This window comes from Spirosoma flavus, from assembly GCF_054778555.1.
In genome coordinates, this window is sequence record NZ_BAAGZL010000004.1 from 430,656 (window position 1) to 445,207 (window position 14,552).

Here is a 14,552-nt window from a genome sequence, read left to right on the forward strand (position 1 = left end):
GTTGCTTACCGAACAATTACTTTTAGCTGCTGGCGTTGCTGATTCGCCTGCACATCCAAGATCAATACACCCGATTGACCACGTATCGGCATCTTAACTATCTCCGACTGATCAGCCGCCCGAATACGCTGCTTGGCAACGGGTTTCCCCTGTTGATCAACCAGGTTAAAATCCACCGTCTGGCCTTCAACTCCGCGAACTTGTACCTGCATCCAATCACCTTCGACCGGATTGCCCAGTAGACGAACCTGCATGGTTTGCCCCGATTCACCAATCCCCTGGCGTCCTGCTACGTTACAGGCTGCCAGCCAGTTATAGTCGTATCTGGCGCTGGTGCTGCCCTGTTGAGCCCGCAGCCGCAGTACCGTATTGTCGGTGTACAGCTCCAGCCGGTAGGGACCGCTTGCCATGGTGGGTAACAGCTCATTGACAATCGAAAAACTAATCGGCTCACCCGTTACCCCACTGTACTGGGGCATCAACCGAATCGCCCGGCGGTTGGCACCGATCGACTCACAACTAACCAACTGCGCGCCGGTGATGGCAAAGCCAACGGGAGTTGGGGGTGTTACAACCGTCGTACTGGCGGGCTGAACGGTGATCAGAAACGATGTGCTCACGCTTAATCCTTGAGGATCAGTAGCCGTTACGGTCACTGTGCTCACACCCGACATACTCGGCACACCCCCAATCTGGGTAGGTGGAGAGAAGCTCAATCCCGTCGGCAGTCCACTTACCGTCAGCACCAGACTTTGAGGAGACTCGTTGTCGGTGAAGGTAAGCTGCGGAATGGTATAGCCAAATTCCTGGCCCACTTTAGCCACTTGATCGGTAAGCGGCTGATTCACTCGCGGAGGAGTATTAGGTTGCGGACTGGTACAGTTCGCCAGCCAGTTGTAGCTATAAGTAGCCTCACCTGCACTTCCATCCTGTTTAGCTTTCAGCACAATCGTCGGATTGTCATTGTAGAGCTGGAGCGAATACGGACCGGGGGCCGTGGTAGGGGCCAGCTCGTTGACCACCTGGAAACTGATCGTCTGCCCATTAAGCCCTACGTACTGTGGAGTAAAGCTGATGGTGTAGCGGTTGTTGGCGACCTGCGTACAGGTGATCGGACTCACCCCGGTGATGGCGAAGCTACCCGTGGCGGTAGCCGAAGCGGGTTGCACCGTGAAGCCAAAGCTGGTCGAAGCGCTAAGTCCACCCGGATCAGTGGCCGTCAGCGTGACGGTTGATGTACCCGTCTGAGAAGGCGTACCCGACAACGTAGTGCCATTCAGCATCAGGCCCGCTGGCAGCCCGCTGGCTGTCAGCGTGAGGGCATTGGGCGTCTGGGCATCGGTGAAGGTAGACGCCAGATTGAGGCTGTAGGGTTGCTGAACAAGTGCCACCTGATTCGCTACCGGATTGACTAGGGTAGGTGGGGTATTGGCGGCATTTTGATCCACAACCGTCAGTCGGAAACTGGCGCTCACGCTCAGACCTTGGGGATCAGTCGCTGTTACCGTCACCATACTCACTCCCGTCGCACTAGGTACGCCCCCGATCTGAGCCGGTTGATTGAAGCTAAGTCCCGCCGGCAGTCCACTCACCGTCAGCACCAGACTTTGGGGTGACTCATTATCGGTGAACGTAGTCTGCGGAATGGTGTAACCAAAACCTTCACCAACGCGCGCTACTTGATCAACCAACGGCTGATCCACCCGTGGCGGAGTGTTGGGTTGTGGGTTGGCACAACTCGCCAGCCAGTTATACGTGAACGATACTTCTCCCGACGTACCGGCCTGTTGCGCTTTCAGGATAACGGGCGAGTTATCGGTGTAGAACTGGAGGGTGTAGGGGCCGGGTGCGGTGGTGGGCACCATTTCGTTGAGCACCGAGAAGCTGACAGGCTGCCCGTTGAGTCCGCTATACTGGGGCGTGAAGCTGACCACGTAGCGGTTGGCGGCAATCTGCTGACAGTTGTTGGTCGTAACGCCCGTAATGGCAAACGGACCGGTTGGCTGGCTGGTCTGGTAAACAGTAACCGAAGCTGGACTCGAGCAGTTACCAGTTGTGCCAGTTACCGAGTACGTACCAGTGGAACTGACTACAATCGCGCTGGCATTGACGCCGGTCGACCATTGATACGTAGTAGCCCCGTTAGCTGTTAAGGTTACGCTCTGTCCAGCGGTGATGGTCAGCGAGGGGTTCGCTGAGATCGATACGGCGGGCAGGGCATTATCCTGCATAACCTGCGCTGAGGCCGTAGTCGAACAACCATTGGTTCCCGTTAGCGTAACCGAGTAGGTGCCCGCCGACGTAACGCTAATGACCGACGTAGTGGCGCCGGTATTCCAACGTAACGAGCCACTGCCCACAGCCGTCAAACTCACGGTTGGCGTAGCGCAACTTAACGTAGCGCTGACAGGACTGATCGTGACCGAAGGCAGGTTTCCATCCTGGACTACCTGCGCCGTGGCGGTAGCGGTGCAACCGTTAGTGGCTGTCAAGGTCACCGAGTAGGTACCGGCGGACGTAGCACTGATCACGGATGTCGTAGCTCCCGTATTCCAACGGAATGAGCCATTACCCACCGCACTCAGACTGACTGTTGGAGTAGTACAAGTCAACGTAGCGCTGGATGGACTAATTGTAACGGATGGTAGGTTATTATCCTGACTCACCATAATACTGGCCGTCGATGTGCAGCCGTTGGCCCCCGTCAGGGTCACCGAATACGTACCGGCGGTGCTGACCGATAGGACTGCCGCAGTAGAACCGGTACTCCAACGGAATGAACCACTGCCCACTGCGGATAAACTTACCGTCGGACTGGCGCAGGTTAACGTAACGCCGGCCGGTGTTCCGATGGATGGGGTGATCGTGACCGTAGACAAACTATTATCCTGAATAACCTGCGCCGATGTAGCCGCTGTACACCCGTTGGTACTTGTTATCGTCACCGAATACGTTCCTGCGGTAGTCACGCTGATCGAAGACGTAGTAGCGCCCGTGCTCCAGCGTAGCGTACCACTGCCCAGGGCGCTCAAACTCACCACTGGTGTGGCACAGGTCAACGTTGCCGAGGTAGGATTGATAGCCACCGTAGGCACCGATTGATCGATACCCACCGTAGCACTGGCACTGGCCGTACAGCCGTTGGTGGCCGTTACCGTCACCGAATACGTAGCGGCCGACGTAGCGCTGATGACCGACGTAGTGGCCCCGGTGTTCCAGCGGAATGAACCACTACCCAATGCACTTAAACTTACCGAAGACGTAGCGCAACTTAACGTAGCGCTGGATGGGTTGATGCTGACAATGGGCACATTTGTGTCCTGGTAAATCTGAATGGACGCACTCGCCGTGCAACCGTTCGCTGCGGTAACCGTCACCGAATATGTACCCGAACTGCTCACCGGACGCACCGCATTAGTCGAGTTATCATCCCAGCGATACGTCCCGCCCCCCGTGGCTGTTAGGCTCAGGCTGGTCGTGGTGCAACTCAACGTGGTGCTGGCTGGCGGTAGAATTGCGGCCGTAGCCGCTGTCGTGTTGCTGCTGACGGTAGTGCTGGTCGTGCTGACACAGCCATTCGCATTGCCCACCGTCACCGAATACGTACCCACCGTGCTAACCACTATGGTACTGGTAGAGCCTGGAATGCCCACCACGCCACTGCTATTGGCGAAGGTATAGGAGCTACCGCCCGAGGCCGTCAGGGTTACCGACGTAACCGCGCAACTCAACGTACCGCTGCTCACCAGATTGGCCACCGGCAGGCTGTTGACCGTTACGCTAGTGGTCGCCGTGGTCGACTGTGTACCACTCATCACCGTCAGCGTATAGGTCTGTACGCCCGAGCCACTGGCCGGTAGATCCAGGTTGAAGTTACCGCTGGCAGTGCCGATTTGGGGACTATTTCCGTTGGTTAGCGTGTAGGTGTAGTTGCCCGTTACGTTGCCGATGGTAGCCGTGAAGGTAATAGGACTACCCACGCAGATGGTATTCACCAACGTAGTGAACCCAGCAATGGTCGGAGCGGCAGCCGTGTTGGTGAGGGCAAAATTGATGGTTGGGTTGGCCCCGTTGGCACTGGCCGTTACGCTGTATGGGCCACCCGACGTAGCATTGGCCGTGACCGAAACAGAAGCCGTTGTTCCTGCAATACTAGCCGTGACTGAAGCGGGGTTGGTGCTAGGCCCTGAGGCTGGCCCCGTAAAGGTCACCACCCCACCAGCTACGGGCTCCGAGCTGGCACTGTTGACCGAAACCACCAACGGATTGGCAAAGGCCGTGTTGACGATAGCGCTCTGGTTGTTGCCGCTGCTCTGGCTTAGGGTAAAGCCCCGTGATTCGAACGAACCGATGTCGGTAGCCCCCACGCGAGCCACTCCGCGCTGATCGGTGGTAGGCGCACCCGTGGATGTACCAGCATTGATGGCCGGGCTACCCGGCAACAGAGCGTGGGTTTGTGTAGGGCCGCCGTAATTTCCTAGTGGTGCCAGCAGGGCGTTTACTCCAATCCGGTTGCCATTAACGCCATCGGTCAAACCGCCCGTTCCGCCCGTTCCAATTATATTATTGGTTGAGGCCGGGTTGACTGTGCCTGCGATACCGTCGTTTTGTGGGTTTCCGGGGGCTATATTCCCTGCCACAATGCAGTTGATCAGGGTGAGATCGGCGGCATCATCTTTTTGTACCCCACCGATAGTTCCTGTATTACTGGTAATGCTCGTATTGATGAGTGTTTGGCTACCACCAACACAGCCAATTCCTCCACCAGTACCGCTGGTACTATTACCACTAATCGTACAATTCGTAACGGTGGCATTACCACTGAAGGAGATACCTGCATTCCCACCCCCCGTTCGGTTATTAATGAAGAGCGAATTGCTAATCGTAACACCACCTGTTAATGTTTTAATACCTCCTCCCAGAGATGATGCCGTATTATCAGTGAATATAGAGTTATATACCGTTAACAGGGATCCAAAATGCGTAAGCCCTCCACCCCCACTTCCGTTCGCGTGATTATTGCTAAACGTGCAATTATTGACCGTAAGCTGGTTGGCATTAAAAACACCTGCCCCGTTTCCAGTTGAGGTCTGATTGTTCCGAAAAACACAGTTAGTTAGGGTCAAAATTCCGTTGGAATAGATACCAGCACCATCAGTATCGAGTCCATCGGCAATGGTAAATCCGTCAAAACTGACCGTATTCGCACCAGGAATGGTAATAATGCGGTAGTTGCCGCCTGAGTTTCGGCGGATGGTCAGGGTGCTGGCTCCCGGTCCGATAAAGGCGATGTCTTTAGTAATACCGGGCAGCACACTGGCCAGGTTGATGGTGCCGCTTACGCTGGCGGTAATGGTGAAGGGAGCGGGGCACGTAGTAGCCGCTACGTCGTGCATAGCCTGGCGTAAACTGCCCGCCCCGGCATCGTTGGTGTTGGTAACGGTGTAGAGGCTGGTACAGGCTGGATTCACCGTTACGTTGGTAGCGGCCGTAGTGGTTTGCCCGAGGCTGCTCACCGTCAGGGTAAATCTCTGGGTGCCTGAATCACTGGCCGTCAGACTCTGGCTGAAGGCGGAGCTGGTGGCGGTGCCGGATAGCGGACTGCTGCCGTTGGTGAGCGTGTAGGCATAGCTACCCGTTACGTTGCCCACCGTCGCTGTGAACGTCACCGAGCTGCCGGCAAAAACCGGATTGGGACTGGCCGCCAAACCTGTGATGGTGGGAATGGCGGCATTTACTGTCAGGCTGTAGGCCGCACTCATCCCCACACAGCCGTTGGCGTCGGTCACCCGCACGGTGATTGAGTAGCTCCCCGCCTGAGTCGGTGTTCCGCTCAGGGCACCTGTCGTGGCCAGACTCAGCCCGCTGGGCAGACTACCGTCCACCATACTGAAGCTGTAGGGACCACTGCCGCCCACGGCCGTGAAGGACTGGCTGAAAGCCACGCCCTGGCTGGCCGTGGTGGGGGTGGGGTTACTGACGGCGATTGTCACTGTATTGCTGGTGACCGTGGTACTGGCTACAGCTGAGCACGCACTGCCCGAAAGTACCGTTACGGAGTACGTACCAGCCACACTTACCGCCCGAACAGGGTTGGTTGAATTATCATCCCAAACGTAGCTGGTACCTCCAATGGCCGTCAGGCTTACGGTAGGACTGGCGCAGGTTAGCGTAGCCGATTCTGGATTGATGCTGGCCGTTACCTGCGGGTTTAGGGTCACCGTCACCGATTCGGTTTTGGTGCAGGCATTTGCGCCGTAGGTGACCGAAAAATACAGGATTGTCGTGCTGCCCGCGGCCAGATTGCTGGGCGTAAACGTGTTACTGGCCTGATCATAACTGCCCGCTGGCTGGGTCAGCGCCGGGTCTTTATACCAGGTTGTACCAATGGTAAGCTGGCTGCTGTTTTCGCCCAGTTGAAGCGCCGGACTAATCCCACTGACACAGCCAATGACAGGCACGTCAAATGGGTTATTATTCGTCACGTTCGGGATTGGATTTCCCTGCGGATACTCAATATCGCCGGTGTTGATGAACGACCCCGTGTTCGTGTGCGGCTGCGTCGTACTGACCGTTAACAGGCCTGCATTGGTAAAGCTGCCGCTGTTAGCAACATTGTCGAAAACGGTTAGTGTGGCGCAGACACTGTTATTGAGTGTACCGGCGTTGGTGATGCCGTTGCCCGCAATGCTGCTCGAGGTGCCAATGCTGATCGTACCTGAATTAGTAAAGGTATTACCAGCCTCGTTGGTGATGCCGTCCCGGGTATAGGCCGCTTGGCCGATACTGATTACTCCCCCTGCCAGGTTAGTAAATAGCGCGTTGTTGGTCGTGTTTAGAATCCCCCGCTCGCCCAGGGGTGCGTTGTCACCCATTCGTATCTCGCCCCCGTTGGTAAAGGTAGTCCGGTTAACTACTCCCCGAAGCACGCCGTCGAGCTGAATACGGCCCCCGGCCAGGTTCGCGAAGGAGGTTCCGGCGTTAAGGATACCGTTACCGCCCGTAATAGAAAGGGATCTGATAATGATCATTCCGCTATTGGTAAAGGAGGAGTTCGCCACGTTCCAGATACCGTTCCCGTTACTATTGGCTGTCCGGGCGGCATAGATTACCCCCGTAGTTGTGTTAATAAATGTACCAACGGTCTGAATATTGTCCTGCGCGGAAAAAGCGACGTTACCGATGGTCAGTGTTGCGGCATTCGTGAATGTTCCATTGTTTAGCACGCCATTATTACCTGTCCGGTTGATAGTAATAGCACCACCATCGGCATTGGTAAACGTGTCTGTTCCTTTTAATATAAAGATGCCGTAGCTGGTTACAGCCGAATAACTACCGATTTGGATGACGGCTGCATTCGTGAACGTACCACCATCTAATCGAATACCATTGATTCCCGCGTTGTCGACCTGGACATAGCCTCCGGCGATGTTGCTGAACGAGCCCGTGCCGTTAATGAATAGCCCGTTTCCGCCAATAGACGCCGACTGACCGACGGTGATAGTAGCGGAGTTGGTAGCGGTGCCTGTATTCTGGATGCCGTGGCTGGTTGTCCGGTCAATACGGATACTGCCGCCCGTGTTGTTTAGGAACACCCCCTGGTTCAACACCCCTAACTGACCTACAGTAGCTGACGACAAATTACCGACAACCACTTGCCCACTGTTAACAACAGTTCCGCTTGTGAACAAGGTCACGGTATTTGTTCCAATTAACCTTGACCCGTTGAGAGTTAGTATTCCCGCGTTTGTGATAGCAAGCGATGCCCCACTCTGCACCTCCACCGAGTTGGCCACGGCGTTGGTACCCAGAACAGGCTTGATGGGCGGGGTTGCCGGAATGACCACATCATCCGTGCTGAGCGGCACCCGCGCCGGGCACCAGTTGCCGGCCGTATTCCAGTCGGTGCTGGTCTGTCCCGTCCAGGTTAGCCTTGTTGTGGCGGCCTGGTCTACGGTAGTCGATGCTACTGTCGAGCAACCGCTCCCTCCGTTGATGACCGTCACGGAGTACGTACCCCCGGTGCTCACTGTGGCCTGATTGCTGGTACCTATCGGGGTGGCTCCCGTGCTGAAACTGTACGACGTTCCGCCCGAAGCCGTCAGTGTTACACTACTCAGCGTGCAGCTCAAGGGGCCATTGTTGGTTAATCCCGCCGTGGGGGTCGCGTTGACCGTCACACCCGTTGTTGCCTGGGTACTTTGCCCGCTCTGCTCCACCGTCAGGGTAAAGCTCTGGTTTCCCGAACCAGCCGCCGTCAGGCTCTGGCTGAAGGTGGAACTGGTCGAGCTTCCCGCGATGGACGTACTGCTGCCGTTGGTGAGCGTGTAGGCATAGCTGCCCGTCAGGTTGCCGATGGTGGCCGTAAACGTCACCGGACTACCCACGCAAACCGCGGCTGGACTGGCTGCCAAATCCGCGATGGTGGGGATGGCCGCATTCACGGTCAGCCTATAGGCAGCTCCCGTTCCCGCACAGCCGTTGGCGTCGGTGGCCCGCACGGTGACCGAGTAGCTACCCGCTTGAGTCGGCGTGCCGCTCAGTTCCCCTGTGGTGGCCAGGCTTAGCCCGCTGGGCAGACTGCCGTCCACCACACTGAAGCTGTAGGGAGTCACGCCCCCCAGGGCGGTGAAGGACTGGCTGAAAGCCACGCCCTGGGTGGCGGTGGTGGTGGCGGGGTTGCTCATGATAAGCCCGGGCTCGCCCTGGTACTCGTAAGCGCCCATGTCGATGGTGCCGTTGTTGAAGAAGCGGGGGGTGCCCGCCAGATCGGTGGCGGGGCCGTTGGCGGTGAGGTAGGCCTGATTGTTACCCGCATTGATGGCGGGCGAGCAGGGTCTTAACTGCGTCGAGCTGGTGGAAGCGAAGGGGTTGGTGGTAGTGATTATGTTGTTTCCGCCATCACTGTAGCCTGTTACCGAAGCCTCAATCAGGCTATAACGCAGCAATGAGTTTGGAGAGGAGAAACTAGCAAAAATATCATAAATTGTATTACTTCCCCCGTTGCCGAACAGCAAACAATTGGTTAAGCTCGTACTGTTCCTGCTGAGAATAGCCATCCCGCCACCTAACTGAGCGGTATTGTCCTGAAAGGAGCAGTTGATCAAGATCGGACTGCTGCTATTATTATACACCCCCCCGCCAAACTGAACGGAATTGTTGCCGAACAACACACAGTTGGTTAAGCTTGGACTGCTTCCGACATTATATATACCCCCCCCGCCAAACTGAGCGGCATTAGCCACAAACGAACAATTGGTTAAGTTTGGACTGCTGCTGGAATTATGCATCCCCCCGCCCGTAAGAGCGGAATTGTTCTGGAAGGCGCAGTTAGTTAAGCTTGGACTGCTGCTGTCAGTATTATACATCCCTCCGCCCGCGCCAGCGGCATTGTCCACAAACGAGCAGTTGGTTAAGCTTGGACTGCTGTTGGAATTATACATCCCCCCGCCGAAATCGCTCGGCTGGCCGATAAAATAGGAGTTGCCCTTACTGATGAGAAAACCGTCCAGCACCGCCGTGCTGTTAAGATTACTGTTGCTGATTACACGGTAGCTGTTGTCGGTGTTGTCGCCTACCACGCCTATGTCCCCGCTCAAGGTACTGCTGGAGGGGCTGCCCGTCGCCGGATTCACCGACCCCCGCTCGCTCAGGTCGGTTTCCGTACCCACAAAGCCCCCATAGACTGCCACCCCGTTCTTCAACGAGAAACTCACATTACGGGCCGTCGTTGAGGTTGGCTTGTAAATACCTGCGGCTACCCAGACCTGCTGGGTACCGCTGAAGTTGATCTGGCTCTGCAGGTCGCCCGAGGCATCGGCCCAACTGCTACCGCTACCCGTGGCCCCCTGCCTGACGTAACGACGGGTCTGCGCGTGTCCGGGTAGCGCGGCCCCCAGCAGGATCGCCAGCAGCAGACTAGCCTGAAGCGCTTTTACTAAAAAAGAGTGTCGGTAAGAGGAAGGCGAAAAGTTGTACACGTTGTATCTCATAAAATAGAGCAGGAAAGGAATTATTTAGTCAATAGCCCCATCGCGGGTGGCTAGTTAGCGACAAGAAAAAAAGACGAACGATTTTGACAGGGACTGTGCTTCTCGAAGGCGCTGATAAACATATCCTGGGTGTAATCCGGGACGATTAATTCGTCCGTTTTTATGGACAGCCAGGTACGTAGTACCTTACCAACGTACTGACGGTAGCGTAGCTCAAATTGGCCGTCCAGATACGTAGTGGATGATGGATCAGCGGTGGGCCGATTAACCGGTTGGCTGGTTTTCATAAGCATTGAACTGCAGGGTAGCCATCGGGAATACACACGGATATTCGTTTGGCTTTGCAAGTAGGTTCGCTGCGAAAAAACCTGCTAACACGCTCGTTACATTCAGTAACAACCATGTTACATGGACATAAAAAAACCTGATAAATCAGGTTTTTAGAGGCAATAAAATACTAGTTGATTAACCTAATGGTACATTAGATTTACCGTATTGGGAAGGTAAAGCCTGGTACCGTTCCTGAAAGACTTTGGCAAAATAAGATAGGTTGTCGAAGCCAACGGAATAAGCGATCTGCGTCACGCTTTGCTGGCCTTCGGTCAGCAGTTCAGCGGCTTTTGTCAGGCGACTATCGCGGATAAATTGAGTGGCGTTGGTATTGGCTACGGCTTTCAGTTTTCGGTGGAGCTGAACCCGGCTCATGTTTAGCAATTCGGCCAATGCCTCAACCGTGAAGGACGTATCGTCCAGGTGCTGGTTAACCACCGCGGCCAGTCGATCCATAAACTGTTGCTCGGCCGTTGGCAACGTAGCGGGTAGCGGTTGGTCGCTTGTCTCGGCTTTGTCTTTACCGAACCACTGAAGCAGGCGCCGTCGCTGCTGAATTAGGTTACGTACCCGTGCCTGTAGCTCCGTTCGGTTAAACGGTTTAGTCAGGTAATCGTCGGCCCCTAACTCAAAGCCTTCAATCCGATCATTAACGGTAGCCTTCGCCGTGAGCATAACCACTGGAATATGGCTGGTGGCTTCCTGCGCTTTCAACGCCTTGCAAAAGCCAAACCCATCGAGTCGGGGCATCATCAGATCGCAGACCACAATATTGGGCAAAACAGACGTGGCAAGCTCCAGTCCCGCCTGTCCGTCGACGGCTTCCAGCACCCGGTAATCCCGCTCGAAAATGCTACGTACATAGGCGCGAATGTCGGCGTTATCATCGATGACAAGCAGGGTATCCTCATCCTCTGCTACTAGCTGATGGAGGCCAGTTTGGGGTTGAAGCAATGGTTCTATAACACTGCCTGAATAATCTGCTACGTCGTAAGTGGCTGGCGAGTCGGCTGGGGGCTGTGCTGACACCAGTGGTAACGTAACGGTGAACGTAGTACCTACCCCTTGCGTGCTTGCTACGTCGATACGTCCGTTCAGTACCTTAATCAGCTCATGCACCAGCGCCAGCCCAATGCCAGTGCCTTCATACGCGGGATTGCCTTTGTCATCGACCTGATAGAACCGTTCGAAAATGTGCGTTACGTGTTCAGGGGCAATTCCGACTCCCGTATCTTGAACAGTCAATAGAAGTTGTCTCGCTGTGCTGACGTAGCGAACACGCATCGTTACGTCGTTGCCCGCCGGGGTAAATTTTAAAGCGTTACTGAGTAGGTTGGTAACTATTTTTTCCAGCTTATCCCGGTCAAAATCAGCCCAGTATTCATCCTGCTCCTGCGTGAATGAGAACCGAATCTGTCGGCTGCTGGCCAGCGAACTAAATGAGGCTGCCAGTGTACGCAAAAAGACGGCCAGATCGCCCGGTTCGGTTTTGATACGTAGTTGACCGGCTTCCAGCTTACTAAGGTCGAGAAGCTGGTTGATCAGGTTGAGCAGTCGCTGCCCATTTCGTTCCATGAGTCCGAGCACCCCTTCGGTCGGAAATCGCTGTTTGAGGTCGGCCAGTGGGCCCAGAATCAGGGTTAGGGGCGTTCGAAATTCATGGCTGATGCTGGTAAAAAACTGCGTTTTCAGTCCATCCAGCTCCGCCAGCCGGCTGGCTTCCTTTTGCTCGTAAACGATACGTTGTTCCAGCAGGAGTCGTTGGGTCTGAACACGATTGAACTGCCAGACTGCGACCGCAAGTAGGATGGCATACAACAGATAGGCCCACCAGGTGCGGTAGAACGGCGGATGAACGCGAATCTGAAGTTCAACGGGTTTGCTCCAATTCTGCCCGTCGGATGAGCCAATCATCTGAAACGTATAGTTCCCGTCTGGGAGTTGCGCGTAGTTGGCAAATCGGTTTGTACCGCCCTCTTCCCAATCGTCGCTGGTGCCCATTAATCGGTAGCGATACCGGTTTTTGGATGGATTGGTAAAATCCATCACTGCAAACTCCAGCGTTACTCCGTTCTGATCGTACGACAAATCGATGGCTGGTGCGCTTTCGATGCTTTCTGGCAAGATTTCATCGGGATTTCCGACTATTACTGGCTCGTTGTTAATACGTAAGCCCACAATGTGCGCCTGCGGAACGGTAAGTTTACCCGCAATGTCTCGCGGATTAAATTCGGTAAGCCCGTTTACGCCCCCAAACATCAGTTTCCCCGAAGCCGCTTTAAAAAACGAACCGGTATTAAACTCGTCGTCCTGCAACCCATCCGCTTTGGTGAAATTGCGAAAAGCAAACGTCCGGGGGTTGAACTGAGCTATTCCCCGGTTTGTACTCATCCACAGATTCTTAAACGAATCGACCAGGATGCCATAGACTACTTTATTGGGTAGCCCCTGCGCTTCGGTAAAATGCCGAAAATGGCCCGTTTGCTTATCCAACTGCTCCAGGCCACCCCCTTTGGTACTGACCCATAAATAGCGAAGCGGTTGATAAGGATCATCGACCATGTTCGATACCGCATTGTTGCTGAGGCTCTGTTGATCAGTACTACTGTTTTTATAAAGCGAAAAACTTGGTTTTGTCAGCGGATAACCGGCCCGAACCAGCCCCCTGGGTGTGCCAATCCAGAGTGTGCCTGAATGGTCGAAGTAGAGAGCGTAGGTTTCGGTTTCCGCTCCGCTTTGAGGCAGCAGATGAGCATAACTGAAGATGGTAAATGTTTCCGTCACCGGATTAAAGCGGAGTAGTTTCCCTTTCGTAGCGCCAATCCAGAGTTGCCCCGTTTTGTCTTCAATCGTCTGATTTAGATAAATACCCAATACGGCCTGAGTCGGTAAGGGGTAGGCTTTCAACAACCGCCAGTCGGTTGAGTATTTTAACAATTGATACCCCCCGCGTTCAGTATCTACAGTGGAAGTCCAGAAAAAACCGGCTTTGCTTTGCATTAAATAATACTGTCGTCTACGCGGCCCCTTCTCATTTAAAAATGGATTAAGGCGGTTGTTGACTCGATCCAGCTGACTATAATGGTCTACAAAGTTCACATACGAACGTCCCTGCTGGTCTTCAAAAAGATACGTCAGGGAGGTGTTCGGCAGGTACGTTTTAAACTGTTTGACCTTCGGATTGAAGACGCGCAATCCATAGCCCATCGTACCAATCCAGATCAGCCCGGTTTTATCTTTGTTCAGGGTACGAAGCCCGTACAGGTTAGGAGGCATAGCCGTAAAGGCATTATCTGGATTCAGGCTCTCCTGCGCCATTAGTTGAGCTGGTGACATCAGCCAGATATACTCCAGCGTAGCTACCGCCACCGTGTTTACGTCAATCCGCTTTATGACCACACTGACGGTTTGATCCGGCAAATGAATGGCTTTGTGCGTGGCTCCCTGCCAACCATCAATATGGGTATTCGAGGCTGAAAACCAGTAATCGCCAATACTGATGTCAGCGCTTAACACCCAACTTTTTGCTGGGATACCGAGTGGCCGATTGATTGGCTGCATATCCGCCATGCGTCGCCAGTTGAAAGTGCACATACCGGCAGTAGTTCCCACAATGGCAGTACCATCCGCTCGAAACTGGATATGATGCGCAGAAGCATTGCCGAACATGCCCACCAATGAAATCTGCCCAAACGTTACCTGGCTAGTAAAATTAGCGACCTTAGGATAACTCGTTTTCAGTTCGTTCGGTAAGGTGATTTTAAAAAGCTTATCCTGGTCGGTATTGACCCAGATATTTCCTTCAGGGTCTTCGGTTAGCAACCTTACTTCATAGTTCCCCGCGTTGGCTGAACGCCGATCACTGATATCAATATGGTAAAATCGCTGCGTTTGGGCGTCGTACAGGTTCAGTCCCTGGTTGAGGGTTCCTACCCATAACCGTCCGCGACGATCTACCAGCAGGGCCGAGCAGGCATCGTCGGAAATGCTGTATTCATTGTAGGGATCGTGCGTGAAAACGACGAAGTTATGACCGTCGTACCGATTCAATCCGTCCTTGGTAGCCACCCAGACGAACCCTTTTTGGTCCTGTTCCACGCCAAAAATCATCCCCTGCGACAAACCATCCGAAATGGTCAGCTCGCGCCAGCCTTTTGGTTGCGCCAGCAGGGTAGATGACACTAATAGAAATAGGAAAGAGAGAAAGTGCATTACGAATCATATGTGACT

At 54.4% G+C, this 14,552-nt stretch carries 3 protein-coding genes; all 3 read right to left on the minus strand.

Annotated features, from left to right (window positions below; all coding sequences use genetic code 11):
- Nucleotides 1-5: 5 nt before the first annotated feature.
- Nucleotides 6-9,992 (minus strand): putative Ig domain-containing protein, encoded by a 9,987-nt coding sequence (locus ACYVF1_RS22150; protein ID WP_461082949.1) that lies wholly within the window; start codon nt 9,990-9,992, stop codon nt 6-8.
- Between the two features lie 50 nt (nt 9,993-10,042).
- On the minus strand, nt 10,043-10,279 hold the full coding sequence (locus ACYVF1_RS22155) for a hypothetical protein (protein ID WP_461082951.1): 237 nt from the start codon (nt 10,277-10,279) through the stop codon (nt 10,043-10,045).
- A 178-nt stretch (nt 10,280-10,457) separates the two neighbouring features.
- Nucleotides 10,458-14,534, minus strand: coding sequence for a hybrid sensor histidine kinase/response regulator transcription factor (locus ACYVF1_RS22160; RefSeq protein ID WP_461082953.1), 4,077 nt, complete (start codon nt 14,532-14,534; stop codon nt 10,458-10,460).
- Nucleotides 14,535-14,552 lie beyond the last annotated feature (18 nt).